Below are 26573 nucleotides of genomic sequence, written 5' to 3' on the forward strand. Positions count from 1 at the left end.
GGCAGGAGAAGGTGAGGGCCATCGGAAATGCGTTGGACGCCGGCACACACGGAGCGCGCGGCGTCCAGCGGCTCCTGCGTGCCTGCGTGCCTGCGTGCCTGCGTGCCTGCGTGCCTGCCACCATGCAGGCGAAGCCGGTGCCCTGCGAACCGGCACACCGCGTCATTCCGAAGGAATGCGAAACTCGAATTCGGGACGGTCCCACGGCACGGCGGGCGGGTTCGCGAGCGCGGTCCCGGTCCGCACTGCACCTGCGCGGTGGTAGAAGTCCTCGGCGGGTAGATGCGACACGACCTTGACACGGTCGAGCCCGGCGGCACGGGCCTCGGACTGCATGTGCGCCACGAGCAGCCGTCCAATACCCCGTCCTTGCGCTTCGTCGGCGACGAACAGCAGGTCGAGCTCCGGTGGAGCGAGGACGAGCGAGTAGAACCCGAGGACCCGGCCTCCATGCTCGTCGGCGCCGACGGCTACGAAGGCGCGGTGGGCCTCGATGTAATCAGGCCCGACCCGGTAGCCCGCGACTGCGGCTGCGTACTTACCCTGGTAGGCGCCTGAGCCACGCACGAGCCGCGTGAGCCGTTTGGCATCCCGCGCGACGGCCCTCCGTATCGTGATCGGCTGGCTGATCTGGGAAGTGCGTGAGCTCATCGGGAGAGTATTTCGCACCGGGGAGTCGGACGGATGAGCGGGTGCGAACGTAAACCAGTCGCCCGAGGAACGTGGGTCAGCCCGTCGGCAGGTTCTGCTCGCACCAGATGGTCTTTCCGACGGCGGCATGCCGGGTACCCCAGTTCTGGCTGAGCTGGGAGACCAGGAGCAGGCCCCGGCCGCCCTCGTCGTAGACCCGGGCCCGGCGCAGGTGCGGCGCGGTGCTGCTGGCGTCGGAGACCTCGCATATCAGCGTGGTGTCGCGGATCAACCTCAACTGGATCGGAGAGTCACCGTAGCGGATGGCGTTGGTGACCAGCTCGCTGACCAGCAGCTCCGTGGCGAACGTCGCGTCTGCCAGTCCCCACTCGTCGAGCTGTTCGGCGGCCACCTTCCGGGCGCGCTCGACAAGGGACGGGTCGGCGGGGATGTCCCAGATGGCGACCTGGTCGGAGGTGAGGGCGCGGGTGCGGGCGAGGAGCAGGGCGACGTCGTCGGTGGGGCGATCGGTCAGCAACCTGTGGATGACGGTGTCGCAGGCCGCGTCCAGCGACGGTGTCCGCACAGCCAGCGCGTCACGCAACGTGTTCAGGCTGTCGTCGATGTCGCGAACCCGGGACTTGACGAGGCCGTCGGAGTAGAGGGCGAGCACGCTGCCAGCGGGCAGGGTCAGCTCCGTGGCCTCGAAGGGCAGGCCGCCCAGCCCGAGCGGCGGGCCTATGAACCCGGAGATGCTTTCCACAGTCCCGTCGGGAGTGCTGAGGGCGGGCATCGGATGACCGGCCGAGGCCAGCGCGCAGCGCCGGGAGACCGGGTCGTAGACCGCGTACAGGCAGGTCGCTCCCAGCTCGCCGGCCGCCGCCACATCGCCTTCGGCGCCGCCGGCCTCGTCGTCATCCGTGAGGTGGATGACCAGATCGTCGAGATGGGTGAGGAGCTCGTCGGGCGGCAGGTCGACGTCGGCCAGGGTACGTACGGCGGTGCGCAGCCGTCCCATGGTGGCAGACGCGTTGACGCCGTGGCCGACGACATCTCCGATGACGAGGGCGACCCGGCTGCCGGAGAGCGGAATCACGTCGAACCAGTCACCACCCACGCCGGCCGTTGAGTCTGCCGGCAGATACCGGAAGGCCACCTCCACGGCCGTCTGCCTGGGCAGCTTCTGTGGCAGCAGGCTTCGCTGCAGAGCGAGCGCGGTGGCCCGCTCACGGGTGTAGCGACGCGCGTTGTCGGTGGCTACGGCGGACTTGGTGGCCAGTTCCTCGGCATCGGACAGGTCCCTCGCTTCGAAGGGTTCGGACTGCCCTGTACGCCAGAAGCTGACGATCCCCAGCGGCAGACCCCGTGCCCGCAACGGCGCTGTGATCAGAGAATGGATACCGTAGCCCAGCACCGGCCCCGCGTGATCCGGGACCAGAGACCGCCATGCGGTGGAGGCTCGCAGGTCGGACTCGATCCTCACCTGCCCACTACGGAGGAGGCTGCGGGCCCCCGGAGCTGACGTGGTGGTTGCGATGAGCGTGTCCGCCGGGTGGAACGGGTGGTTCTCCCGGATGCCCGCGACGGCCACCCGGCGTAGGTCCGCGTCGTCGGCCGCCGGCTCCTCTCCGAGCAGGACGGACTCCGTCAGGTCCACGGTGACGAAATCCGCGAACCGGGGCACCGTTACCCGTGCCAGCTCCTGCGCGGTCCGTTGCACATCGAGGCTGGAGCCGATGGCCATGCTGGCGTCGTGCAGCAGCTCCAGGCGGCCATGAGCCGCCTGGGCCCGCTCCCGCTGGCTGCGACCGCGGATGGCCAGCTCCGAGACGGCGGCACCGATGGCGAGCAGGAGGATGGCCGTCCAGCGGTCCTCGGCACTCGTTATGGCGAGCATGAGCCATGGTTCTGTCAGGAAGTAGTCGAAGCAGAAGGTCGCCGAGACCGCCGCGATCAGGCCTGCGATGCGGTCCCCCTGGGCGGCTACAGCCACCACCGCCACGACCAGGACGAGAGCGGTGCTGCTGCTGGGGAAGGTGGTTCGGAACGGCACCAGCACCAGAGCGAAAAGCACTGGTGCCACCAGGGCGGACAGGATTGCCCGGCTTCTTCTCAGCACGTGCACACGGCGCTCCACGTTCACTGAGATCGTCTCCTAGGTGGTGAGCCGCCGAGACCCGCTGGACACACACCAGGCCGCCCTGCTTTCGCGGCCCTGCCCCTCAGGTCAAGGAGAGTGATGTCCTGACTCCGGGGTCCGAAGATGTCGTCGGCCGTGGCCGATGCCCGGCACCGAACCGGCACCGAACGGACCGTCCCTCACCTGTTCAGTACCCACTATCGGCCGGGAGCGTCACCGGCCCTCTCCTCACATGCAACGGGCCGGGTGCTTTCGTGGCGGGCGCCCGCGCCGGACGGCGCTTGGACTCAAGCGCCCGTGGACCACAGGGAAGCCTTGATTCCCCGGTGCTGTACCACGAGCACAGCCGCGTCGTCCGTGAGCACTCCGCCGACATGCCTGCTCAGGTCCTCGTGCAGCCGCTCCAGCAGATCGCCGGTGGGCAGCTCCACCCACGCGCGCAACCGCTCGGCCAGCGGGTAGTACTCCGCCTGCGGGCTTCGCGCCTCGAGGATCCCGTCCGTGCACATCAGCACCCGTCCGCCGCTGGGGACCTTGATGTGCTGCCATTGCCGCGGCGTCGCCGCGAGGTCGGCCAGCCCCAGCGGCAGACCGGGCTCCTCGAACCGGGCTTCCGTGACCTGGCCATCGGCGAGAACGAGCGGGGGGACGTGCCCGCAGTCGATCACACGCAGATCCCGTCCGAGCGTCTCCACTATCAGAGCGGTGACGAACTCCTCTTCGGGCTCGCGGGCGGACTGGTCCTCCCACCGCAGCAGCCCCTCTTCCATGAGCTCTACGACGGTCCGCAGGTCAGGCTCCCGGTAGGCGCCCTCGCGGAATGCGGTCAGCACCGCCGCGCTCGCGCCGATCGCCGGGAGGCCCTTACCCCGCACATCTCCGATCACGATCCGCGTGCCGTAGGGAGTCCACAGCACCTCGTAGATGTCCCCGCCGACCATCGCCTCGCGCTCGGCCGCCTCGTAGAAGCCGTCCGCCGTGACATCGCCGGCCTGCAGCGGCAACGACCGCAGCAGCAACCGCTGTGCCGCCCCTGCCGTCAGTCTCAGCCGTTTGATGCGCTCCTCGCGCTCCAGTCGCACCCGGCAGACGATGAGGCTCACCAAGCACGCGGCCAGCGCCGAGACAGTGATGGCGACCCGGTTGTGCACACTGATGTCCCGAATCAACAGGCCGTAGCCGAGGCCCGTCAGCACCAGGTACAGCGCGCACACGGCAGCGGTCATACGGAGGCTGAGCAGCGCGGCGGCGACTACCGGGGCGAGCACCGCGAAAGGCGCCAGGCGGAGCAAGACGTCGGGTATGACCGTGTCCAGCACGCCGATCAGGGCGAGATAGGCCACCAGCGCGGTGAACGCGCCCCTGTCCTTACCGAGCCTGGCCCGCACGGTGCGACTCCTTACTCTCACCGTCGGTCTCTCCAGGCTCGCACCCTGGCCCGGAGAAGACCACTCAGTTGCCTGCCGACGACCGCTACCGGTCCACAGCCGGCTGCCGACCGTGGTCGCGGTGGTCGCGGTGTCGCGGTTGTTCGCCTTACGCAAGGTCATGCCGCTGTCGTAGGGGCGGTGAGAACGGGTCAAGGCTTGCGGACAAGCGCGTCGGTGCGGGCGGCGATGGCCTCGGGGGTGACACCTGGTGCGCATTCCACGAGAACGACGCCGTCGGGGGTGACGTCGAGGACGGCGAGGTCGGTGACGATGCGTTGGACGCACCGTTCGCCGGTGAGCGGAAGGGTGCACTCCTTGACGATCTTCGGGCTGCCGTCCTTGGCGGTGTGCTCCATGAGGACGATGACGCGGCGGGCGCCGTGGACGAGGTCCATCGCGCCGCCCATGCCCTTGACCATCTTGCCGGGGATCATCCAGTTGGCCAGGTCGCCGTTCTCCGACACCTGCATGGCACCGAGGACAGCCGTGTCGATGTGGCCGCCCCGGATCATGCCGAAGGACAGGGCCGAGTCGAAGAAGGAGGCCCCCGGCAGCACGGTGACGGTCTCCTTGCCGGCGTTGATCAGGTCGGGGTCGACCTCGTCCTCGAGCGGGTACGGACCCGTGCCCAGGATGCCGTTCTCGGAGTGCAGGACGACCTGGACGTTCGGGGGAAGGTGGTCGGGGATGAGGGTGGGCAGGCCGATGCCGAGGTTGACGTAGGAGCCGTCGGTGAGTTCGGCGGCCGCTCGGGCGGCCATCTGGTCCCGGGTCCAGCCCGGCCGCGTACCAAGGGTGGTGCTCATGCGCGTACGGTCCCTCGTGTCGAAGACGCGGAAGTCAAAAGGTGCTCTATGCGCTTGTCGACGGCCTGAGCAGCGGTCAGCTCCACGATCCGCTGGACGAAGACGCCCGGCAGGTGGATCTCGTCCGGGCCCAACGCGCCCGGCTCGACGAGTTCCTCCACCTCGGCGACGGTGATCCGGCCGGCCATCGCCGCGAGGGGGTTGAAGTTGGCGGCGGACTTGCGGAAGACCAGGTTCCCGTGACGGTCGCCGCGCCAGGCCCGTACGAGCGCGAAGTCGGTGGTGATGCCGTGCTCCAGGACGTGGGTGCGGTCGTTGAAGTCGCGGGTCTCCTTGGGCGGGGAGGCCACGGCGACCGCGCCGTCGGCCGCGTAGCGCCAGGGCAGGCCGCCCCGGGCCACCTGGGTGCCCACCCCGGCGGGGGTGTAGAAGGCGGGGATGCCCGCTCCCCCGGCGCGCAGCCGTTCGGCCAGCGTGCCCTGCGGTACCAGCTCCACCTCCAGTTCGCCCGACAGGTACTGGCGGGCGAACTCCTTGTTCTCGCCCACGTAACTGCCCGTGACGCGGGCGATCCGGCCGGCGGCCAGCAGGACCCCCAGCCCCCGCCCGTCCACACCGCAGTTGTTCGACACGACCTCCAGGCCGCCGGCGCCCTGGGCGTGCAGGGCCTGGATGAGGACGTCGGGGATGCCGCTGAGGCCGAAGCCGCCGACGGCCAGGGTCGCGCCGTCGGGGATGTCGGCGACCGCCTCGTCGGCGCTCGCCCAGACCTTGTCCATGAGAAGAAGTTCCTTTCTTTCCTGCGGGTTCAGGCGTCCTCGCGCAGCGCGTCCGAGATCGGCTTGGCGCCGCCGTGCGCGGTGAGGCCGCCGTCGACGGGGATCTCCGCGCCCGTGATGAAGGACGCCTCGTCGGAGAGGAGGAAGGTGACCAGTGGGGTGACGTCGTCGACGGTTCCGGTGCGGCCGAGGGGTGTCCCGCGGAGGTTCGCCTCGCGGAACGCGCGCGGTGCGGAGGCGGTCATCTCCGTCTCGACGAAGCCCGGGTGGATGGTGTTCACGCGGATGCCCCGTGGCCCCAGTTCCATGGCGGCGGTGGCCGACAGGCCGCGCAGCGCCCACTTGCTGGCGGTGTAGGCGACCGGATAGTGGGCGGTCAGCGCAGCCGACGAACCGACGTTCACGATCGACGCGCCCGCGCGCATCAGCGGCACCAGGTGCTGGATGCCCAGGAGCGGACCGGTGACGTTGACGGCATGGACGCGGGCCATGTCCTCGGGGCGTACGTCGTCGATCCGGGCGCGCCAGGTGACGCCCGCGTTGTTGACCAGACCGTGCACCTGTCCGTACGTCTCGCGCAGGTCGGCGGCGAGTGCCGCCCAGTCCCGCTCGCGGGTGACGTCGAGGCGGCGGCGGCCGGGCGCCTCCGTCACGTCGGTGGCGATCACCCGGGCGCCCTCGCGGGTCAGGGCCTCGGCCTCCGCCGCGCCCTGGCCGCGGGCCGCGCCCGTGACGACCACGACCTTGCCCAGCAGTCGCTCGGCGTGCGGCTCGGTCACGGCCTCTCCCTCGTGCGGCGCCGAGCGGCCGGAACCAGGAGGGGATCGGCGCCTGGAACCACGGTGTTGGAGACGGTGCCGATGCCCTCGACGGTGAGCGTGACCGTGTCACCGGGCTTCAGCGGTGGCGGATCCTGCCTGCCTCGTACGCCCCACAGTTCGGCGAGGCAGCCGCCGTTGCCGCAGGTGCCCGAGCCGAGAACGTCGCCAGGACGCACCCGGGTCCCGCGCGAGGCGTAGGCGACCATCTCCTCGAACGTCCAGCTCATGTTGGACAGCAGGTCCTCGCCGACCACCTCTCCGTTGATCTCCGCCGTCAGCGCCATGCGCAGGAAGCCGTCCGCGTCGCGGTACTTCTCCAGTTCGTCGGCGGTGACCAGGTAGGGGCCCAGGGTGGTGGCGGTGTCCTTGCCCTTGCAGGGGCCGAGGCCGACCTTCATCTCGGCGGACTGCAGGTCGCGGGCCGACCAGTCGTTGAAGACCGTGTAGCCGACGATGTGGTCGCGGGCCTGCTCGGGGGTGAGGTCGCGGCCCTCCTCGCCGATCACGGCGGCGACCTCCAGTTCGAAGTCGAGCACGCTCGATCCCGGGGGCACGGGGATGTCGTCGTGCGGGCCGTACACCGCGTACGGGTTGCCGAAGTAGAACGTCGGGGCCGCGTACCACCGCTCCGGCACCCCGGCGGTCCCGTCCACGGACCGCCGTACGCCCTCGACGTGCTCCTCGAAGGTGACGAAGTCCCGCACGGTGGGCGGCTGGAGCGGCGGCAGCAGACGCACCTCGGACAGGTGGGGACCCGTCGGGGCGTCGAGTCCGTCGGTGCCCGCGTCGAGCAGTCGCGGCAGGCCGCCTCCCTCGGCGAGCAGTCCGGTCAGGGAGTGGACACCGGGCAAGGGGCGGAGCGTGCCGTCCTCGGCGACGACGGCCACATGGCGTCGGTTCTGGTACTCGTACGCGGCGAAACGCATGCGGGGTTCCTGTCGGCGTGAGGGATGGGCGGGGAGGCCGGGGGCGCGGCGAGAGGAGTCAGGGCGGTTGACAGGGCCACCGCCCCGGGGGTTGAGGGTCTCGCCGGTCAGACCGGCGGGGCGACGAAGCAGCCGTGGTCGGGGTCGTTGAAGGACTCCTTGGCGACCAGTTCGTTCATCGGGTTGGCCGTGCCCCACTGGTCGGTGACCTCGGGCCGGGAGAAGTCGTAGACGCTCGGGTGCCAGGTGTCCTCGTCCAGCTCCTCCAGCTCGGTGGTGTACTCGACCGTGTTGCCGTGCGGGTCCAGGAAGTACGTGAAGGTGTTGTCGCCCGCCATGTGCCGGCCGGGACCCCACACCTTCTTGAACCCGGCCCGCATCACGCGGCCGGAGCCGCGCATGTACTCGTCCAGACCGCGCATCTCGAAGGAGACGTGGTGCAGGGACGTGTGCGGGCCCTTGGCGAGGGCCATGGAGTGGTGCTGGTTGCTGATCCGCATGAAGTGCATGACCTCGCCCATGTGCGGCGAGCTGAGGGTGTCGGAGAGCCGGAAGCCGAGGTGGGTCTCGTACCACGCACGGGTCCTGTCCAGGTCGGGAGAGTTGAGGACCACGTGCGACAGGCGCACCGGGATCGACTCCTTCTCCTCGATCCTGCGGTGCTGCCGGGCCTCGACGTCGGCCGAGACCTCGATGGTGCGTCCGTCGACGTCGAAGCAGCGGAAGCCGTAGCCGCCGCCGGGGGTGTCGAGCTTCCCCGGCTGGGAGACCAACCGCACGCCGCCCGCGAGGAGCCGCTCGGCGAGCGTGTCCACGTCGGCGGCGCTCGCGGCACCGTAGGAGACGAGGTCCAGCCGCTTCTCGTCGGCCTTGCGCAGCCGTACGACGTACTGTTCGGGGCTTCCCTCGGCGGCCAGGAAGGAGATCCCGGAGTCCTCGGCGACCTTGGTCAGGCCCCAGACACCGGCATAGAAGTCGAGCTGCTTGTCGTAGTCGGGCACGGCGAGGTCGACGTGCCGGAGATGGGTGAGCAGGCGGTTGCTCATGGGGGCCTCCTCAGGCGGGGTTGAGCAGTGCGGCGGCGTTTCCGCCGCGGATGGCGTGGAAGTCGGGCTCGGGCAGCTCCGCGGCCCGCAGCGCGCCCAGCGGGTCGTCGGTGCCCATGTCGAAGGGGAAGTCGGAGCCGAGCAGGACCCGGTCGGCGCCGACGGTGCCGATCAGGGCTCGGAGTACGTGAGGGTCGTGGACGAGGGAGTCGAAGTGCAGCTGCTTCAGGTAGCTGCTCGGTTCCCGGGCGCAGTCCCGGGCGTCGGGGCGGGCCCGCCAGGCGTGGTCGGAGCGGCCGATGTGGGTGGGCAGGTAGCCGCCGCCGTGTGCCGCGATCAGCCTCAGGCCCGGATGGCGGTCCAGGACGCCGGAGAAGATCAGGTGCGAGAGGGCGACGGCGTTCTCGGTGGGCTGGCCGACGGTGTTGGACAGGTACCACTGGTCCAGGCGCTCGTCGAGCGTGCAGCCGAACGGGTGGAGGAAGACCAGGGCGCCGGTCTCCTCCGCACGCGCCCAGAAGGGCGCGAGCCGCGGGTCGGAGAGCTCCACCTCACGGGTCCCGCCCGGGCCCGGCGCGTGCGAGGAGATCTCCACGCCCTTCAGTCCCTGGTCCAGTGCGTGGTCGAGCAGTGCCACGGCCAGGCCGGGGTGCTGGAGCGGGATGAGACCGAGGCCGTGCAGCCGGTCGGGGGCTTTGGCACAGTGCCCGGCGGTGCCCTCGTTGGCCAGCAGGCAGACCTGCTCGGCCAGTTGGGGTTCGGCCCAGTAGTGGTAGTGGCCCGGCGAGGGGCTCACCAGTTGCACGTCCACGCCGGTCGCGTCCATGGCCGCCAGGCGCTCGGTGACGTCCGTCAGCTTCGGCACGCGCGCGCCGACCATGGGGCCGTTGACCGCCAGGGCCGCCGGGCCGTTGCGGCGGGCGTCGAGGCCCCGGGCCTCGGCGAGGCCGGGGTGACCGGCGACGGTCTCCTCGATCTCCGGCAGGAGGAGGTGGGCGTGGACGTCGATCGTCGGCGTGGAGGATGCGGCGCCGGTCACGGGCGCTCCTTGAGGAGGTTCATGGTGCGGCCGATCAGCCCGGCCATGTCGGCGTCGCGCACGCGGTCCAGCTGCCACTGGCCGATCTGCACGGACGCCTCGACCACGGTGCGCACCCGGGGGATGCGGCGGTCGTGGTAGGCCTGGAACAGCTCGTCGTCCCAGTCCCGGCCGCTGGTGAGCAGCTCGGCGAGGACGAGGGCGTCCTCCAGGGACATCGCCGCGCCCTGGGCGAGGGTGGGCGGGCAGCAGTGGGCGGCGTCGCCGATGAGTACGACCCGGCCGCGGTGCCAGGAGCCCTCGACCAGCAGGCGGTCGAACCACGTGTAGTTGACCTTCGCCGGGTCGGTGATGTGCTCGGTGATCTCCGGCCAGACCCCGCCGTAGGCCTGTGTCAGGCGGCGCATCTCGTCGGCGTACGTGGTCGGGTCGATGGAGGCGCGGTCGCGGCACGCCTCGACGACGTAGGCGTAGATGGTGTGCTCGCTGGTGGGGCAGTAGCCGGCGATGTAGGCCGGGCCGCCGTAGGCGAGGTCGGTGCGTGTCACGCTCTCCGGCCGGGGAGCGGCGATGCGCCAGATGGCCATGCCGGTGGGCTCGGGTTTGTCGGTGATGCCGAGCGCGGCGCGGGTGGCGGAGCTGAGGCCGTCGGCGGCGATCACCAGGTCGTAGCGGCCCTCGCCGCCGTCGCTGAAGCGCACCGAGACGCCGTCGGCGTCCTGCTCCAGCGCCTCGGCGGTGGTGCCGAGACGTACGGTGGCGCCGCTGGCGCGGACCGCGTCGATGAGGATCTGCTGCAGCTGGGGGCGCTGCATGCCGAGGGTGGCGGGCAGGTCCTCCCCGCCGGTCCGGATGTCCTCGGCGACGAACAGAACGGTGCCGTCGGGGGCGGTCACACCCAGCGAGCCGAAGGCGTATCCGGAGGCTTCCACCTGGTCCCACACGCCCAGTTCGCGCAGGATCCGCAGGGCGTTGCCCTGGAGGGTGATGCCGGAGCCGGTGCCGGCGTTCCAGTCGGGCTTCGCCTCGATCAGGTCGACGGCGATGCCGGCGCGGCGCAGCAGGATGGTGACGGCGTTGCCGGAGGCGCCCCCGCCGATGACCAGGACGGTGGGGGTACCCCCAGCCGGAGGCCGGGTGAGGGTGGGGCTGTCAGCCATGTCGGGGATACCTCCCGGGGTTGGGCCGCGCGGCTTCGGGCGGCGGGGGTGCGGCTCGCCCGCGGGGAGCGCGGGCCAGGGGGTGTGGGGGCACCCGGCAGAGCGGGTGGTGCTTGTGGGCCGGACACGCCGCTGCTGTCCGGGGAGGAGGCGCGTCCGGCGGCTGGGTGGGCTGCTCGGTCTACTTGACGGCGAGGGGGTTGACCGGGGAGCCGACGGCTCCGGTGATGGGCAGCGGTGCGGCGGTCAGCCAGAACTCGTACACACCGTCGGCCGCGCAGTCCTCGGCGAGCGCGTCGAGGTCCCACATCTCGCCGATCAGCAGGCCCATGTTGGGAATGACGATCTGGTGCAGCGGCTGGAAGGCGCCCTCGAACTCGTTGGGACGCACCTCGAAGCCCCAGGTGTCGGTGGCGATCGCGGCGATCTCGGTGCGGTGGAGCCAGTCGGCGGTGGTGAACGACAGGCCGGGCGCGGGACCGCCCGCGTAGTCGCCCCAGCCCTCGCGCCGGACGCGGGCGAGCTGCCCGGTGCGGACGAGGACGATGTCGCCGCGGCCGACGCTGACGCCGTGGGCCGCGGCGGTGGCGGTCAGATGCTCCGCCGTGATCGCGAAACCGTCCGGCAGCTCCGGCTCACGGTCGTCGTCACCGATGACGCGGGCCACGTCGAGGAGTACGCCGCGCCCGGCGACGTAGGGCGCCATGTGCTCGATGCCGGTGACGAGGTCCCCGTAGGAGGTGACGACCTTGTCGGCCCGCCGCCCGTTCCAGGCGAAGCCGTGGTCGAAGATGTGCCCGAGCCCGTCCCACTGCGTGGAGCACTGCAGCGGCATCGCGATCACGTCGTCGGCGCCGCCGATGCCGTGCGGGAAGCCCTGGTTGCCGAGGGCCGCGTCCGTGCCGGTGTCGAGCATGGTGTGCACCGGGTTGGTCCGGCGCCGCCAGCCCTTCTGCGGGCCGTTCATGTCGAACCGCTGGGAGAGGGAGAAGCTGACTCCCCGGCGGACCAGTGCGGCGCCCTCGCGCCGTTTTGCCTCGTCCAGGAAGTTGAGGGTGCCGAGCACGTCGTCGTCGCCCCAGCGGCCCCAGTTGGAGTACGCCTTGGCGGCCTCGGCGATCGCCCCCTCCGGGTCGTGACGGTCCAGGCTCACGCCTTCTCCTCCACACACCGCGTGCGCTGCACGCCGAGCCCGGTGATCGACCCCTCCATGACGTCTCCGTCGCGCAGCAGCCGTCCCCAGTGGATGCCGTTGCCGGCCGGGCTGCCGGTCAGCACCAGGTCGCCGGGCAGCAGTCGAGCGGTCTGGGAGATGTACGACACCAGGCGTGCGATGCCGAAGAGCATGTCCTTGGTGGACTCGTCCTGCATGGTCTCGCCGTTCAGCTTCAGGGTGACGCGAAGGTCCCCCGGGTCGGCGATGGACTCGGCGGGGACGAGCCAGGGCCCGAGCGGGGTGAAGCCCGGGGCGTTCTTGCAGCGCAGCCAGTCGGTGCCGATGGCCTTCATGTCCCGCCGGAAGACGGTCGCCCGGTCGGTGAGGTCGTTGGCGATCGTGTAGCCGGCAACGTACTCGATGGCCTCCTCCACGGAAACCCGGTGACACGGCCTGGCGATGACGGCCGCCAGCTCCAGCTCCCAGTCCGGCTTCTCCGCCCAGGAAGGGAGGACGACATCGTCGTACGGGCCCGCGATGGTGCTGGGCAGGCCGATGAACACGTACGGCAGGTCCTCGGCAGCCCGGCGGTCCATGACCGCGGCGATCTCCGCGCGGGCCTCCTCCACCGTGCGCGGGTCGTCCGGGGAACGGTGGGCGACCTCCAGGTCGATCACGTGCTGCCGGTAGTTGGCGCCGGACTGGAAGATCTGACGGGGCTCGACCGGTGCGTGCACGTGCAGGCCGTCCAGTGGCCGCCAGTCGAGGGCGTCCTCGTCGGCAAGGATGTGCAGGACGGGGAGGGTCTCCTCCCACCGGTCCAGCACGGCACGTATGTCGGACGGCTCCCAGGCCAGTGCCTGGCGCAGGTTGAGGACCCGGCCCGTGGCCACCAGTGCGGGGAACGGCTCCCCGCCCGGGGTCGAGAACGTGCCGAGCGCGAACGGGCCGGCAGGTTGCACGAGCGTTGCCATGAGATGTCCTTCCGCTGGGTTGCGGTCTACTCTGACCCCGATCAACGAATCACGGAAATCAATCCTGTGGATTGCGCGAATCCATGTGATGGATACCCGTGCTGCTGCTGGGTGGTGCTTGGTGAACCTGTCCCGACTCGACCTCAATCTGGTCCTCGCCCTGCGCGCGCTGCTGGAGGAGCGCAACGTCACCCGGGCCGGCGAGCGCATAGGGCTGAGCCAGCCCGCGATGAGCGCGGCACTGTCCCGGCTGCGCCGCCATTTCGACGACGAACTGCTCGCCCGGACCGGCAACTCCTATGAACTGACGCCACTCGGCGCCGCCCTGCGCGACCGCAGCGCGACCGCCTGCGACCTCCTGGAGCGTGTCTTCTCCAGCCAGGCCGACTTCGACCCGGCCGCCGAGACACGCGAGTTCACGCTGCTCGCCTCCGACTACGGCGTGGCCGTGTTCGGCTCCGCGCTGGCCCGTGCCGTGCACCGGGAGGCGCCCGGGATCCGGTTCACCTTCCAGCACCCGGCACCCTCCGTCGCGGAGAACGCCGCGGCGGTGCTGAGTACCGTCGACGGACTGCTGATGCCGCACGGCGTCATCGACGGCCTCCCCGCCGTCGACCTCTTCAGCGACCGCTGGCTGTGCCTGGTCGCCGACGACAACCCCGAGATCGGCACCGAACTCACCCTCGACCAGCTGGCCCGCCTGCCCTGGGCCGTCTACCAGCGCCCCTACGACGCACCGGCCGCCCGTCAGCTGAGCATGCTCGGCATCAGCCCCCGGGTCGAGGTCTCCGTGCAGACCTTCCAACTGCTGCCCCACATGGTCGAGGGCACCCACCGGGTCGCGATGATCCAGGAACGCCTGGCCCGCACGGCGGTCAGCTCCGCCGCGGTGCGTGTCCTGCCCTGCCCCTTCGAGGCCGTACCGGTCCAGGAAGCGCTGTGGTGGCATCCGGTGCACTCCCAGGACGCGGCCCATATCTGGCTGCGGCAGAAGGCCGCGGAGGTGGGGGCGTCGCTGGTGGAGGACGGAGCGTGGCCGGCACCGGTGTGAGCGGGGCGCTGAGCTGCGCGGCCCCGGCGTGCCGAGGCGCCTGGTGTCCAGTGGGGTCGCGCGGCCCGGCGCTTACGGCGCGCCGTCGGCGCCGGGCGAGGGGGACCCGATAGGCCCCCGACGGGTTTCGCGCCCGGTCGGTTCTCAGGCCACTTGCTCGGGCAGCGGCCGGGGATCGACGGCGCCCGCGCGGCGGCGCGCCACGAGCAGTCCCGCCGCGACGAGGGCGGCGGCCAGCCCCAGGACGCCCACCGCGCCGGCGAGAGAGCCGACCGCCGACTCCGCGGCGAGCAGCACCAGCGGGCAGACGAACTCACCGCCGAAGAAGGCCGCCGTCCAAAGCCCCGTACCGCGGCCGCGGTCCTCGAACGCCAGCCGGGACATGGCGCTGGTGAGAAGGGCGGGCAGCAGCATGCCCGTACCCACGCAGTTGATCACCGCTCCGACGACCAGCAGCGGCGCGTCGCCCGCGAGGAACATCACGCCGAACCCGGCCGCGCAGACCGCGAAGACGGCGGGCAGCATCGGGTCCGGGGAGCGCTTCAGCCGGGCGAACGTGACCGCGCCGGCCACAGTGGCGGCACTGGCGATCGCGGTGGCCAGACCGATCACTCCGGAGTTCTCGACCCCGAGGTCGTCGAGCAGGTACGACATCTCCACCGGGACGGCGTAGAAGACCATCGCCCCGAAGAAGGTGAGGGCGCAGATGCCTGCCAGCTGCCGCCAGGGGAAGGGACGGTGGACCGTCGCCTCGGCGGGAGTACCGGCGTCGGCGTCGGCGTCGCGGGCCGCCGGGCTGGGCAGGGCGGAGGCCATCAGCGGAGCGAGAACCAGGCTCACGGCGTAGACCCAGAAGGGCACCTTCCAGCCCGCCGAGCCCACGGCTCCGCCGAGCACGAAGAAGACGGTGGCCGACGCGGAGGCACACATGGTCTGCAGCGCGAGGTACTTCACCCGCCGGTGACCGCTGTAGTAGTCGCCGATCAGGGTCGTGCAGCAGGTCATGATCGCGGCCTCGGCGACACCGACCAGGGCGCGGCTCGCGATGATCGCGCCCAGCGAGTCCAGATAGAGCGGTGCCGTTCCGAACACGGCGTACAGGACGGTCGCCACGATCAGCAGACGCCTACGGCCCAGCCGGTCCACGATCACCCCGGCGAACGGGGCCAGCAGCGCCAGCGACAGCGCCGGAACGGTCAGCGCCAGGGGAACCAGCGCCTTGACACCCGCTGTCGACGCGAAGTGCTCCTCCATCTTCGGCAGCACCGGGGCGATCAGCACCGCGCCCAGGATGGGCAGGCAGCTGCCGGCCATCAGCAAGGTCACACGCAGCAGATGGGCCGGGCCCGAGACGGCTACGGGCGACGAAGCGGCCTCGTCCACCGCTGCGGGGGACGGGGGCACGGAACCAGGCATGGCGACTCCAGGGAGCGGTGTACGGGAGCGGGGCATGCCGTTCACGCGCGCCGTCGACGGCGCGCGACATGCCGGGTCGGGCCGCACACCGGCGGCTGCGATCCGGACAGCGGCGTGCGGTTGGGACGACTATGAGCGGTCCGTGAACCTGCCGCCATCCTCCGGACGATCCGAATCCCGTATCCGGCTCATCCACGCCGTGGATGGGCGAGCGGCACGAACTCACCGCCGCTGCCGTGCTGAACAACGTCGTCCTCGGCGCCCCGGCTGCCGACTCCGGTGAGCTCTGCCTGGAGGTGAGAAACCGGGGGTCGCGGGCGTCGGCATCACCATGCCGCTGCGTGAAGAGCCGTGGGGCGAACGCCTCTTATAGATCACCCGACCCAACGTTGTGGTCGTCCAGTTCGTGGAGTGGGCCTCCCCCACGACGTGACCTCCGGCACCGCGGACAGGACGACCACTCCACGAGAGGCACTGGGCATCACGGCCGAGGGCACCCGGGGCACCCGTTTCGACACCGTCCTGGAGGGCCGCAGAAGCTACGAGACCGGCCTGGCGGCCGGTGCCGCGGACGCCTGTCCGCACCTGCGTCACCTCGTCTTCTCGCGGACGCTCTCCGAGGTGCCCGGCCCGGCCGGGGAGCTCGTCGCCGGCGATCCCGCGGCGGCTGCTCACCGCGTTGGCGGTCCACGGCGACCGTTGCTAATCTCCCGGAGGCCGTGCGAGAGATCGAGGAGGTGGTATCCGTGAACGCAGTATCGACATGGGTGCTCCCCTCCGGGGTCACGGTCGGGCGGTAGGTCGTCCGGGAGCGCCGTTCACGAGCCCTCCCGAAAGGCACGACCATGCGCTTCACTCCCGAGCAGCGCCTCGACGACGGCGTCCTCGAGCGCGAATTCACCCTCGGCGAGATCCCCGGCACCCTGTGGACGCCCGAATCCGCCGCACCGCTCCCGCTGGTCCTGATGGCCCACAACAACGGCCTGCCCAAGGCGGATCCCCGGCTGGTGGCCCGGGCCCGGTACACCGCGGCGCGCGGCTACGCGGCGGCCACCATCGACGCCGCCGGGTGCGGTGACCGTCCCCGTTCCGCCGCCGACGAACAGGCCCGTGCCGACCTCCGGCGGGCGATGCGGGCCGGCGAGCCGGTCGACGAGATCTTCGAGTCCCTCATCGGCCCGATGGTCGAGAACGCGGTCCCGGACTGGCGGACCACCCTGGACGCGCTCCTCGAACTGCCCGGGATCGGCGGCCCGGTCGGGTACTCCGGGGGGTGGACCGCCCTCGGCATCCGGCTGGCGGTGGTCGAGCCGCGCATCGCGGCCGCAGGCTTCTTCGCCGGGGGGTACGTGCCCCGTGCCCAGCGCGAGGAGGCCCGGCAGGTCACCGTTCCGCTGCTGTTCCTGCTGCAGTGGGACGACGAAGGGAACCCCCGGCAGCGGGCCCTGGACCTGTTCGACGCCTTCGGCAGCAAGGAGAAGACGCTGCACGCCAATCTGGGAGGGCACACCGGCACCCCGTGGTTCGAGCTGGAGGACGGGTGTCGGTTCTTGGACCGACACCTGAAGTGAGGCCGGACCGTCTGGCGGGCAGCAGACGGTAGGCGGTGTCGGCCGCTGTGCCGCCATCGAGGACAGGCCCCGGCCCTCCTCGACGGCGGTGACCGGCCGCGTCGAACTGACCTGCCGCCGTCACACGATGTCCGAGGTCAGAGGTCAGAGGTCAGAGGTCAGAAGTCAATGCCAGGCTCAGGCCAGGGACTCGAAGTGCGCCTTTTGCGCGGGGTAGTAGTCCTCGAAGTCAGGCCGCGGCCCGCCTGTGCGTGCGGCGGTGAGCATGTCCAGGTAGTACTCCCAGCCGGGGCCGGTCTGGCCGAGCTGCTCTGTGGAGGCGAGGTGATGGACCAGCCGGAGTTCGGTCGTGCCGTCGGCCTCGGCCAGCAGCAGCTCCATCGACCAGAATCCGGCCTCGTCCTCCATCGAGACGGCGAGTCGGTGCGGCGGTTCGCAGGCCTCGATCCGCAGTGGGCACCAGGGCGCCGACTCCTCGAACACCAACTGCACCTCGACGGTGCGGCCGGGCGCCGCCCGGCCGCGCCACGGGCCGAACCAGCGAGCGGTGCGCTCCGGCTCGGTGACACTCGCCCAGACGTCGTCGGCGGAGGCGCGGTAGACGCGGGTGAGGATCAGGTCGTGTCCCGTCGGCGTGGGGACGAGTTGTCCGGTGGGCTCAAGGTTCATGCCGTGTCCTCCTCGGTGTGGCGCGCTGTGTGCTGATCGTGGGCGGGCTCAGCCCGACCGCGATCCCGCCGGGTGCGGTGGACCTCGGTCTCCAACGCCGCCAGACGCTGCGACCAGTCGACACGACGGGTGTCGAACTGGGTGAGCCAGGCGGCGAGTTCACCCAGCCGGGAGCGGACGAGCGAGTAACGCCGATGGCGTCCGATCTGCTGGTCCTGTACCAGGCCGCTCTCCCGCAGCACGCGCAGATGGCGGCTTACCGCGGGCCGGCTGATGGCGAACCGGGCGGCGATGTCGCCTGCCGTCAGCGGGGTGCGGTGCAGCATCGTCAGGATCTCCCTGCGCACCGGATCGGCGATGGCGTCGGCCACCTCGCTCAGTCCATCCACACCAGAAGCGTAACCCATAGGTTACACGTCAGGGTTGCCGGCTTCAGGTCGCGGCCCGAAGAGCGCTCCGCCGGGCCCCCTCGACGGTCAGGCGTCGGCGAGTTCCGCGGCGCCGAAGGAGACGTCGAAGCGATCGCACCAGATGGTGACGCTGGTGTAGCGGGAGGGGTCGACGTCGTCGGGCAGCGGGTAGTTCTGGCTTCCTTTGTTGCCCTTGAGCCTGCCGAGGCTGATGTACGCGCCGTCGTCGAAGACGTGCCAGCCTGCCCGTCCCTCCTTCACCGGGGCGTCGGTCAGCCACACGCGCAGGTCGGGGCCGTTGCTGGTGTCGAGCCGCTCCAGCCGGATCACGTGGGTGCCGTCGGCGAGCCGTACGAGCTTCACCGCGCCCGTTGTCGTGTGTTCGTGGCTGATCAGCCCGCCGCTCGCCAGTGTCACAGGCCCGGTCGGCGCCGAGGGGGAGGACGATGTTCCCGGGCTCGCTTCGGGGGCCCGGGAGGCTTCCGCGACCGCACCGGGCAAAGACTCCGTCACCGTCTCGTCCTGCCAGAGTTTCCACGGCTGGAACCAGTACAGCCCGGTGGCCACACCCACGAACACCGCCGCCATCAGTCCGGTGATCAGCGGCATCCTCCGCAAGCGCACCATGCCGTCCCCTCTTCTGTTCCGTGAGTCCGTGTCGTCGCCCCCATTCAACGCATTGCGCGGTCGCCCTGCCCCGGCTCGACCGATGACGAAATCCTTACGTCCCGGATCCGACGTACACGCCTGGGCGAAGGAGCGGGCCGACGCCGGCCCTCGTCTTACGGAAGCGTGACGTGCCGGACGTGGCCGTGGGTCGGGGCCGGCGCCCGGTTCCAGCGTGGGCCGCGTGCGAGTACTGGTCACCGGCGGCGCCGGACTCATCGGGTCCCATGTCGTCGACGCGTTGGCGGAACACGGGCACGAGCCCGTCGTATTCGACGTGGCGGTGGACGCGGGAGCGGACGTGCGGGACCGCGAGGCCGTCGCCCGCGCGCTGGACGGTGTGGACGCCGTGTGTCATCAGGCGGCGATGGTCGACCTCGGCACGGGGTTCGCCGACGCCCCGGAGTACGTCTCCCGCAACGACCTGGGGACGACCGTCCTGCTCGCCTCCATGGCGGAAGCGGGTGTGCGGCGGCTCGTGCTCGCGGGGTCGATGGTGGTGTACGGGGAAGACCGGTACGAGTGCGGGCGGCACGGGGGGGTGCGGCCGGGGCCACGGGACGTCGCCGACCTCGCGGCCGGACGCTTCGAGCCGCTGTGCCCGAGGCGCGGGGCCGCGGACCCCGGATGCCCCGCGACACGCCGTACGCCGGTGTCGCCTCCCAGCCCGCGATGAGCGCGGTTCGGCGCTCGCAGGCGGAGAGGCGCCCCGGCTGTGGGACGTCCGGCACATCACCGCCGATTCGCGACGGCTGCGGGCCGAGCTGGGGTGGAAGGCGGAGGTCGGGTTCGGGGAGGGGATGCGGGAGTTCGCGCGGGCCGGGATGCGAGGCTCGTAGGACCCCTTGGACCGGTGGTGCTCCCCGTGATCAGGAAGCGGCGGCGGGCAGCACCACCTCGCAGCGGCAGCCGCCGGGGATGTTGCGTACGGTGGCCCGCCCTCGGTGGGCCTCCACGATCCCCCGGACGATGGCGAGCCCCAGGCCCGCGCCGGCCGGTGGTGTGCGGGCGTGGGTGCCGCGCCAGCCGGTGTCGAAGACGCGCGGCAGGTCCTCCTCGGCGATGCCGCCGCAGCCGTCGGTCACGGAGAGCACCACGCCGTCCGGGGACCGCTCGGCCGCCACCGCGACCGTGCCGTCGGCCGGGGTCCGGCGGATCGCGTTGACCAGCAGGTTGGCGAGGACGCGGCTCATCTCCTTGCCGTCGACCTCGACCGGCACGGGTTCGACGCGGGCGCCGACGAGCCGCACCCCGTGTTCGCGGGCGAGCGGATCGGCACCCGCCAGGGCGTCGCCGACGAGGTCGTACAGCGACATCCGGGAGAAGGAGAGGGTCAGGCTGCCCGCGTGGATGCGGGAGAGCTCGAAGAGGTCGCCGACCATGGCGTCGAGGCTTTCGACCTCGGTGCGGATCTGCTTCAGGTAGCGGTGGGGGTCGGCGGCGACCCCGTCCTCCAGGGCCTCGGCCATCGCGCGCAGACCCGCCAGTGGGGTGCGCAGGTCGCGGGAAATCCAGGCGACCAGTTCAACGTCGGGAGGACTCCAGGGCGCGTTCGCGTTCCCTGGACGCGGCGAGCTTGGCGCTCGTGGTGGCCAACTCGGCGCACAGTGCCGCGAGTTCGGCGGTGGCGGGGCCGTCGGGGGCCGTGAAGTCGCCGCCGTCGCCGAACGAGCGGGCGGCGATCTGGAGGGCGCGGCTGCGGGCCACGACCCAGCGGCCGAGCAGCAGCGCGGTGGCCAGCGAGACGACGGCGGCCATCGCGACGACCGTGGTGACGACGCTCAGGTCGTGCGGGGAGAGGAACATCGCCCACGCGACGGCGAGGGTGCCGGCGAGCATGGCGGCCACGGCAACGGCGGCCACGACGGTGAGTGACGCGGTGAGCAAGCGGCGGCGCAGCGGCCACAGCGCGAGCGCGCCCAGCAGTCCGGCCGCGCCGGCGCCGAGGAACGCGTACAGCGCGATGAGCAGGGTGGCGTTCATCGTCAGTCCTTTCCGCCACGCCGGTAGGGCCGGTCGGGCTGCTCGTCGTCGGTCGGTGTGCGATTGGGATCGAAGCGGTAGCCGACGCCCCACACCGTCTGGATCAGCCGGGGCCGCGCCGGATCGTCCTCGATCTTGCCGCGCAGTCGGTGGACATGGACGGTGACCGTGGACAGGTCACCGAAGTCCCAGCCCCACACCTCGCGCATCAGGTCCTCGCGGCTGTGGGCGCGGCCCGGGTTGCGGAGGAAGAAGGCGAGGAGGTCTAACTCGCGTAGGATCAGGGCGAGTTCGGCGCCGTCACGGGTGGCGCGTCGGGCAGCCGGGTCCATGGAGAGACCGGCCGAGCTCAGGAGGCGGGTGTCCGGGGCGGGCCGTGCGCGGCGCAGCACCGACTCGACGCGCAGGACCAGTTCGCGCGGGCTGAACGGCTTGGTCACATAGTTGTCGGCGCCCACTTCCAGTCCCAGGATGCGGTCGTCCTCGTCGCCGCGCGCGGTGAGCATGATGACCGGCACCGGGCCACGCGTCCGCAGCAGACGGCACACTTCCAGGCCGTCCATGCCGGGCAGCATCAGGTCCAGCACGACCAGGTCGGGCCAGTGCGCGGCGGCGTGAGCCAGCGCGGCGGGTCCGTCCCCGACGCGGTCCACCGCGTATCCGGCCCGGTCGAGGTATCCGGTGACGACCTCGGCGACCGTGGGGTCGTCGTCCACCACCAGCACGCGCGCGGCTGCCGGTCCGCTCGGTTGCTGTTCCATGCGGTCAGCCTCGCACCTCGTCCCGCGTCCGGACCGACCGGATTGTGCGAAGGCGCCTTGACGTCCGCGTTTCGCAAGAACACGAAGTCCGGTATGCGAGTTTCGTCCTCGTAGGGTGAAAGCCGTGACTACCTCTCCCCCTCCCTCGGACGTCGACGTCGTGCTTCCTTGCCTGGACGAGGCGGGGGCCCTGCCCTGGGTGCTGGCCAAGATCCCCGCCGGATGGCGCGCCCTCGTCGTGGACAACGGCTCGACCGACGGCTCGGCGGACATCGCCCCGAACTGGGTGCGAGCGTGGTCCACGAACCGCGCCGCGGCTTCGGCGCCGCCTGCCACACCGGGCTCTCCCTTGCGGTGACGGCACGGGCGACACGCCGGTCGTGGACCGCCGCGTTCGGCGCGGGCCTGTTGTTCGGCCTGACCTGCTAACTCTCGTACGGGCTCACACTGTTCGCGGTGACCGGGGCCAGGTGCTGGTGCTCGGGCGGAGGAGGCCCAGGGCACTGCCCTTCCTGTTCGCCGGAACGGCCGTCGTACCGCTGGCGTTCACGCTCGCCGGCCTCGACTGGTGGGACGCGTACCACCTGCTGGCCGAGCGCTGCTACCAAGGAGCGGGCGGCTTCCGCCCGTACGGCTACTGGGTGTGGGCGAACCTCGCCTGCGCGGTGCTGGTGGTCGGCCCAGCCACCGCGGCGGGCCTGCGTCGGCTCGCGGCCGTACTCGCCCAGGGGCGCGAGGGGCTCCGTCCGGTCCCGGCGCGCGAACGGCCCTCGCCCGTCCCGGACATGTCCCGGCCCTCCGCCGAAGTCCGCCTGGCCCTGCTGGTGCTCGTGGTGTTCCTCGCGCTGCTCCTCAACCACCTGCTCCTCACCGGCTGGTGAAGGTCCCGGCGGCGCGCCGGGCGCTCGTTCTCATCGCGGACAGCACCAGTTGCCGCGGTCAGGGCGTTGTCGGCGGCGTCATTCGCTCGTTCTCCCGCAGGGGGACGCTTGTGGCGTATCTCGTGCACGAAGCGCACCTGGTGAGCAGATCGTGCTCACAGTTGATCACGTGCACGAGGAAGCATTCGGCGTCCTCGAGTTGTGCTCGTTGCGTCCGGATCCGGTGGAGTCGCCGCTCGATCGCGCCCGTTCTCTCTGGTTCACCTCTGTGCAGGACCTGCCGGATCTCCGGCAGGCTCATGCCGACGCTCTGGCATGCCCGCAGGACCCGCAGGCGATGGAGGTGCTCCTCGCTGTAGTCGCGCCGGCCTGACGGTGTGCGGTCGGGCACGACGACACCTACAGCGTCCCAGTGCCTCAGCACATGCACCGCTACCCCGAGCCGGTGAGCGACTTCTCCTATCTTCATACGGCCATTGTCCCTGCTTGACCTCAGGTCGACCTGAGGTTCTAGCTTCGCCGTATGAACACGAGGGAACCGAAGCTGCCGGAACCTGTCCACGTCACCGTCGGTGAGGCGAACATCGCCACATACGTACTGGCTCCCGAGCGTCGGGCTCCGCTGGGGGACGTGGTGTTCTGTCACGGCACGCCGTGGTCGTCACGGGTCTGGGCAGCGGCCGCACAGCAGCTGAGCAGCAGTCATCGGGTGTTCCTGTGGGACATGCCCGGCTACGGCCGATCACCGAAGGACCCGGCAGTACCGGTCGATCTGGCCTCCCAGATGTCGCGGTTCGCCCAGCTGCTCACGTACTGGCGTCTGGACAGGCCGTACGTCGTCGCACACGACATCGGAGGAGCCGTCGCGCTCGGGGCTCACCTGCTTCATGACAGTGAGTACGTGAGTCTGTTCCTCTGGGACGCGTTGACGCTCGATCCGTGGGGGTCGCCGTTCTTCCGCCTGGTCGGCGACCATGCCGACGTCTTCATGGAACTGCCGGCCGCGCTCCACACGGCCCTGGTCAAGGAGTACATCGCCGGTGCGGCACGTCACCAGTTGACAGCCAGCTGGGTAGACGCACTGAGTCAGCCGTGGTTGGGGGCGTCGGGTCAGTCGGCCTTCTACCGTCAGATCGCCGCGCTCCGGCCTGAGCACACTCGGCCGGTCGCGGAGCTCCTCCCGCAGGTGAGCTGCGCGGTGACGATCGGCTGGGGTGAGCAGGACCCCTGGCTTCCTGTCGAGCAGGCCGCTCGGTTGCAAGACCTGCTCCCCGGAAGGCCACCCGTGATCACACTGGGCAAGGTGGGGCACCTTGCCCCTGTCGAGACGCCGTCGCGTGTGTCGCGCGCGCTCGGCGACTGGCTTGCCCCATCCGTCACGGGCGAGAGCAAGGGCACGAAGGAGTGGGAACAACGCGCCGACGAAGCGAAACGGTGACCGTCTCGCCGACCCGAGCCGGTGATGTCGGCGGAGTCACTGAGGGGCCGGTAGGCGATGGGGCCCCGCACGGCCTCGCCCCGCTGTCCAACGACTTCCGCGCGGTGGGACGTGGCCTTCACCGTCCGCTACGCGCCCGTGGACACCGAAGGCGCCGGCACGGTCCGCGATTCCCTCGACGACGTACCGCCCGCGGTTCGGCTCACAACGGGCGGATACGAGACCTGCCCCCGGCGACGTGCCCGCCGTGGATACGAGGAGCGTGTCCCCGATGTCGTCAGTCGTCAGTCGGTGTCGTCAGTCGTCGGTCGCTCCCAGGCCCGTCAGCGCGCCCACCGGGTCGAGGTCGGGTGTGCCTCTCGGCCACCAGTCGTCGTGGCCCGGTTCGGACTCGTAGGCGTACCAGAGTCCGTCGCGGCCGAGGCGGAGTTGGATGTGACCGCGGGGGTGGGTGAGGTGGTTGTGCCAGGGGCGGAAGGCCGGGAGGTCGGCTGCGAGGAGCAGGGGGCGGGCGCGGTCGAAGCGGCCGGCCGGCGGGTCCCAGGGTTCCTCCAGCACGGCCAGTCCTTCGAGGCCGCCCTGGCGCCACGCGGCGACCGCGCGGGCCAGGTCGGCCGGGGTGCGGCCGGTCGCCGCCGCCAGGGAGGAGTACAGGACGCGGGTGGTGGCGGTGAGACCGGAGCCGGGGCGGGCGGCGGCGAGTCGTACCGCGTCCTGCCACAGCGTCAGTTCGGCCACGGGGTCGCGTCCCGTGGTGAGCAACGCGTGTGCCCGTGCGGCCGCGTCGGTGGCCAACTGGTCCAAGGCCAACGGGTCGGGGCCGCCGGGCGCGCCCGGATAGACCGGCGGCTGTTCCGGATGCGGGGGCGGGGGCAAGGGGCCGGGCAACGGCGGGAGGTCGCGCCGGGCGAGGGCGTCCCGGGCCCGAACACCCGGAAGCGGTGCGGGCTCCTGTTCCTGAGCGGCACGGGCCGCACGGGCCGCGTTCCGCCGCGACAGCGCGTCAAGCAGCTCCCGCTCGCCCCGGCCCCGCAGAAGCAGCAGGACGAAGGGGTCCTCGTCCAGCAGGCGTGCCGTCTGGTAGCAGAGCGCTGCCGCGTGCTTGCACGGGTGCCCGAAGTCCGGGCAGCTGCAACGGGGTTCGAGCTCCCCGGGCCCGGGCAACAGCCGCACGCCCCGTCCACCACCGCGCGCGGCTCCGGTACCAGGGCGGGGTGCGAGTGCGGGATCGACCGCGACGCCCGGCTCGGGTCCGGCGAGGGCTTGTGGCATCTCCTTGTGCAGCAGGGCGGCGATGTGCCCCGGCTGTTCCGCAGCCGCGTCCAGGAAACGGTCCCATTCGTCGTCGTCCAGTGTTCGCAGGCGGACCTGCACCCGGTACGGCCGAGGCCTGCTCCCGTGCACATACGCCAGCACCAGCCCCGGCGTGACGGTGATCGCGTCCACGTGCCCCTTGTCGGCATACGCCCGCCCACGCGCCAGCCGCGCCGCGTCCAACGCGCCCTCCTCCAGCGCCGCCACCCACGCGTTGCCCCACCAGCTCTCCGCGAACGCCTCCCCGGCCGAGGCGCGCGGCGGGAACGGCCGGAAGGTTCGCCGCAGTTCGCCGTCGCGGGAGGGGGCGGCCATGGTGCGCGGGACACGAGTGGGAGCGGGGTCGGGCGCGGGAGAGGGAGCGGATTCGGGGGCGGGGCCGGCTTCGGGATCGGGCACGGCTGACGAACCCGAACCGGGCCGCCGGCCAAAGGGCCCGCCCATCCCCAGGGAAGGTTCCCGCGTGGCGTAGCCATGACCGGCGTAGCCGTGCGTCGCGCGGTCGTGGGGCGCGCCCGTGCCGGTCGCCGCCACCCCGCCTCCGCCCCGCTCGGTGTCCGTCCCCTCGGCAAAGGCCTCGTCGGATTCCTCCACCTCTGAGGGCAACTTGAAGGCATCTGCGAGCAGTGTGTGTACGTCCCGGACCCGCTTGGCCGAACCCCGGTCGTCCGCGTCCGCGTCCGCGTCCGGGAGCCGGGTTCCCGAGCCCCGTTCGTCCCGGCCCTGGACCCCCGAAGCCCGATCGCCCGCGGTGGCGCCCCGTGGAACCCGCTCTCCGCTAGCGGCTCTCCTGGAGGCCCGGCTTCCCTTGCCCGCCGTCTCGGCTCGCGCGCCCTCCGCCTCGGCGCGTGCCCGCTCAGCCGCGTCACGCGCGGCCCGCAAAGCCTCCCGGGCGATGTCGCCAGGACGAGCACCGGACTGGGCCGCTCCACTGGGGCCGGCGCCGGAAGCGGGCCCTTCACCGAGCGGGGAGGCCCCCGCGTCAGCAGGAGTACGCTCCGTCGCCCGCCCCTCAGCAGAGCTCCGCGTCACCGACTCGGCGGCGCCACGTTCCTCTGCCGACTCCGCGGCACCTCGCTCTCCCGCCGGCTCCCCGAACCCAGCCCCCCGGGACTCCGCAGCCCTACGCAACGCATTCCGCGCCACGTCACCGGGCCGAGCGGCACAAGCTCCGGTCCGCTCCCCGGACTCCGCGTCCGGCTTCGTTCCACCGGGAGCGGCACCAGCACCGGCACCGCGCGCGGAGCGCGAAGCGCGTTGATCACCGGCCTCGGCCCCGTACCTGTCCCGTTCCCGCGCGGCCCGCAACGCCCGGCGGGCCGCATCGGCAGGGCGGGGACCGGATCCGGCATCCGGCCCGTCAGCGCCTCCCAGCCCTACCGCCTCTACGTCCGGATCTACCGCCGCGACCTCCTGACCCACCGCCTGTACCTCGTCGGCCGGTGAAACCCGGGTCTCCTCCCGAAGGCCCGACCGCTCTTCGGCGCACCCCTCCGCACCCCTCGG

General features: G+C 71.5%; 24 protein-coding genes and 5 pseudogenes. 9 read left to right on the forward strand and 20 right to left on the reverse strand.

Annotated elements, in window-relative coordinates; all coding sequences use genetic code 11:
* Window positions 1–162 precede the first annotated feature (162 nt).
* From ACWD26_RS21615 to ACWD26_RS21670, 12 genes are all read right to left on the reverse strand, one after another.
* Complete coding sequence (locus ACWD26_RS21615; protein ID WP_451272390.1) at window positions 163–651, reverse strand: GNAT family N-acetyltransferase; 489 nt, start codon at window positions 649–651, stop codon at window positions 163–165.
* A gap of 76 nt (window positions 652–727) precedes the next feature.
* A complete protein-coding gene (locus ACWD26_RS21620) occupies window positions 728–2713 on the reverse strand; it encodes a SpoIIE family protein phosphatase (protein ID WP_451272392.1) in 1986 nt (661 codons plus the stop codon).
* 344 nt (window positions 2714–3057) lie between these two features.
* Window positions 3058–4158 (reverse strand): PP2C family protein-serine/threonine phosphatase, encoded by a 1101-nt coding sequence (locus tag ACWD26_RS21625; protein ID WP_451272394.1) that lies wholly within the window; start codon window positions 4156–4158, stop codon window positions 3058–3060.
* Window positions 4159–4349: 191 nt separating this feature from the next.
* Window positions 4350–5006 carry a CoA transferase subunit B gene (locus ACWD26_RS21630; RefSeq protein ID WP_451272396.1) on the reverse strand — a complete coding sequence of 219 codons (657 nt, stop codon included), beginning with the start codon at window positions 5004–5006 and terminating at the stop codon, window positions 4350–4352.
* Window positions 5003–5785, reverse strand: a complete 783-nt coding sequence (locus ACWD26_RS21635; protein WP_451272398.1) for a CoA transferase subunit A — start codon at window positions 5783–5785, stop codon at window positions 5003–5005. The genes ACWD26_RS21630 and ACWD26_RS21635 overlap by 4 nt, the downstream gene beginning before the upstream one ends.
* Window positions 5786–5814: 29 nt before the next feature.
* A complete protein-coding gene (locus ACWD26_RS21640; RefSeq protein WP_451272400.1) occupies window positions 5815–6564 on the reverse strand; it encodes an SDR family NAD(P)-dependent oxidoreductase in 750 nt (249 codons plus the stop codon).
* Window positions 6561–7532, reverse strand: coding sequence for a fumarylacetoacetate hydrolase family protein (locus tag ACWD26_RS21645; RefSeq protein ID WP_451272402.1), 972 nt, complete (start codon window positions 7530–7532; stop codon window positions 6561–6563). The genes ACWD26_RS21640 and ACWD26_RS21645 overlap by 4 nt, the downstream gene beginning before the upstream one ends.
* A 107-nt stretch (window positions 7533–7639) precedes the next feature.
* On the reverse strand, window positions 7640–8578 hold the full coding sequence (locus ACWD26_RS21650; protein ID WP_451272404.1) for a VOC family protein: 939 nt from the start codon (window positions 8576–8578) through the stop codon (window positions 7640–7642).
* 10 nt (window positions 8579–8588) lie between these two features.
* On the reverse strand, window positions 8589–9617 hold the full coding sequence (locus tag ACWD26_RS21655; protein ID WP_451272406.1) for an amidohydrolase family protein: 1029 nt from the start codon (window positions 9615–9617) through the stop codon (window positions 8589–8591).
* Complete coding sequence (locus tag ACWD26_RS21660) at window positions 9614–10777, reverse strand: FAD-dependent oxidoreductase (protein WP_451272408.1); 1164 nt, start codon at window positions 10775–10777, stop codon at window positions 9614–9616. Before ACWD26_RS21660 ends, ACWD26_RS21655 begins: the two co-directional genes overlap by 4 nt.
* Window positions 10778–10958: 181 nt before the next feature.
* Complete coding sequence (locus tag ACWD26_RS21665; protein ID WP_451272410.1) at window positions 10959–11930, reverse strand: cyclase family protein; 972 nt, start codon at window positions 11928–11930, stop codon at window positions 10959–10961.
* Window positions 11927–12907, reverse strand: coding sequence for a fumarylacetoacetate hydrolase family protein (locus ACWD26_RS21670; RefSeq protein WP_451272412.1), 981 nt, complete (start codon window positions 12905–12907; stop codon window positions 11927–11929). Before ACWD26_RS21670 ends, ACWD26_RS21665 begins: the two co-directional genes overlap by 4 nt.
* 121 nt (window positions 12908–13028) lie before the next feature.
* On the opposite strand from ACWD26_RS21670, the gene ACWD26_RS21675 reads away from it, so the two are divergent.
* Complete coding sequence (locus tag ACWD26_RS21675) at window positions 13029–13958, forward strand: LysR family transcriptional regulator (protein WP_451272414.1); 930 nt, start codon at window positions 13029–13031, stop codon at window positions 13956–13958.
* A gap of 144 nt (window positions 13959–14102) precedes the next feature.
* Here the strand turns inward: ACWD26_RS21675 and ACWD26_RS21680 are convergent, their stop codons facing one another.
* Window positions 14103–15374 carry an MFS transporter gene (locus tag ACWD26_RS21680; protein WP_451272416.1) on the reverse strand — a complete coding sequence of 424 codons (1272 nt, stop codon included), beginning with the start codon at window positions 15372–15374 and terminating at the stop codon, window positions 14103–14105.
* A 313-nt stretch (window positions 15375–15687) separates the two neighbouring features.
* Here ACWD26_RS21680 and ACWD26_RS21685 point away from each other — a divergent pair.
* From ACWD26_RS21685 to ACWD26_RS21695, 3 genes and pseudogenes are all read left to right on the forward strand, one after another.
* Window positions 15688–15807 (forward strand): annotated as a pseudogene (locus ACWD26_RS21685) (VOC family protein); the annotation flags it as partial.
* Window positions 15808–15839: 32 nt separating this feature from the next.
* A pseudogene (locus ACWD26_RS21690) lies at window positions 15840–16040 on the forward strand (dihydrofolate reductase family protein); the annotation flags it as partial.
* Window positions 16041–16219: 179 nt separating this feature from the next.
* Entirely contained in the window at window positions 16220–16945 is a 726-nt protein-coding gene (locus tag ACWD26_RS21695; protein WP_451272418.1) for a dienelactone hydrolase family protein, read from the forward strand.
* A gap of 177 nt (window positions 16946–17122) precedes the next feature.
* On the opposite strand, the gene ACWD26_RS21700 is transcribed toward ACWD26_RS21695, so the two are convergent.
* The 3 genes from ACWD26_RS21700 to ACWD26_RS21710 form a co-directional block, all read right to left on the reverse strand.
* On the reverse strand, window positions 17123–17614 hold the full coding sequence (locus ACWD26_RS21700) for an SRPBCC family protein (RefSeq protein WP_451272420.1): 492 nt from the start codon (window positions 17612–17614) through the stop codon (window positions 17123–17125).
* Window positions 17611–18003 (reverse strand): metalloregulator ArsR/SmtB family transcription factor, encoded by a 393-nt coding sequence (locus tag ACWD26_RS21705; protein WP_451272422.1) that lies wholly within the window; start codon window positions 18001–18003, stop codon window positions 17611–17613. The genes ACWD26_RS21700 and ACWD26_RS21705 overlap by 4 nt, the downstream gene beginning before the upstream one ends.
* A gap of 87 nt (window positions 18004–18090) precedes the next feature.
* Window positions 18091–18651: a DM13 domain-containing protein gene (locus ACWD26_RS21710; protein ID WP_451272424.1), complete on the reverse strand. Its 561-nt coding sequence runs from the start codon at window positions 18649–18651 to the stop codon at window positions 18091–18093.
* 223 nt (window positions 18652–18874) lie between these two features.
* Here ACWD26_RS21710 and ACWD26_RS21715 point away from each other — a divergent pair.
* A pseudogene (locus ACWD26_RS21715) lies at window positions 18875–19529 on the forward strand (NAD-dependent epimerase/dehydratase family protein).
* A 30-nt stretch (window positions 19530–19559) separates the two neighbouring features.
* Here ACWD26_RS21715 and ACWD26_RS21720 read toward each other — a convergent pair.
* Window positions 19560–20673: pseudogene (locus ACWD26_RS21720) on the reverse strand (sensor histidine kinase).
* A gap of 2 nt (window positions 20674–20675) precedes the next feature.
* Window positions 20676–21434 (reverse strand): response regulator transcription factor, encoded by a 759-nt coding sequence (locus ACWD26_RS21725; RefSeq protein ID WP_451272426.1) that lies wholly within the window; start codon window positions 21432–21434, stop codon window positions 20676–20678.
* Between the two features lie 115 nt (window positions 21435–21549).
* Between ACWD26_RS21725 and ACWD26_RS21730 the strand changes: the two are divergent.
* Window positions 21550–21788 (forward strand): annotated as a pseudogene (locus tag ACWD26_RS21730) (glycosyltransferase); the annotation flags it as partial.
* Window positions 21789–21910: 122 nt separating this feature from the next.
* A complete protein-coding gene (locus ACWD26_RS21735; protein ID WP_451272428.1) occupies window positions 21911–22315 on the forward strand; it encodes a hypothetical protein in 405 nt (134 codons plus the stop codon).
* A 58-nt stretch (window positions 22316–22373) separates the two neighbouring features.
* On the opposite strand, the gene ACWD26_RS21740 is transcribed toward ACWD26_RS21735, so the two are convergent.
* Complete coding sequence (locus ACWD26_RS21740; protein WP_451272430.1) at window positions 22374–22784, reverse strand: MerR family transcriptional regulator; 411 nt, start codon at window positions 22782–22784, stop codon at window positions 22374–22376.
* A 54-nt stretch (window positions 22785–22838) separates the two neighbouring features.
* Here ACWD26_RS21740 and ACWD26_RS21745 point away from each other — a divergent pair, with 54 nt between their 5' ends.
* On the forward strand, window positions 22839–23753 hold the full coding sequence (locus ACWD26_RS21745) for an alpha/beta fold hydrolase (protein ID WP_451272432.1): 915 nt from the start codon (window positions 22839–22841) through the stop codon (window positions 23751–23753).
* A gap of 297 nt (window positions 23754–24050) precedes the next feature.
* On the opposite strand, the gene ACWD26_RS21750 is transcribed toward ACWD26_RS21745, so the two are convergent.
* Window positions 24051–26375, reverse strand: coding sequence for an SWIM zinc finger family protein (locus tag ACWD26_RS21750; RefSeq protein WP_451272753.1), 2325 nt, complete (start codon window positions 26373–26375; stop codon window positions 24051–24053).
* On the opposite strand from ACWD26_RS21750, the gene ACWD26_RS21755 reads away from it, so the two are divergent.
* Window positions 26325–26513: a hypothetical protein gene (locus ACWD26_RS21755; protein WP_451272777.1), complete on the forward strand. Its 189-nt coding sequence runs from the start codon at window positions 26325–26327 to the stop codon at window positions 26511–26513. The genes ACWD26_RS21750 and ACWD26_RS21755 overlap by 51 nt on opposite strands.
* Window positions 26514–26573 lie beyond the last annotated feature (60 nt).

The sequence above is a fragment of the Streptomyces sp. NPDC002787 genome (assembly GCF_053592095.1).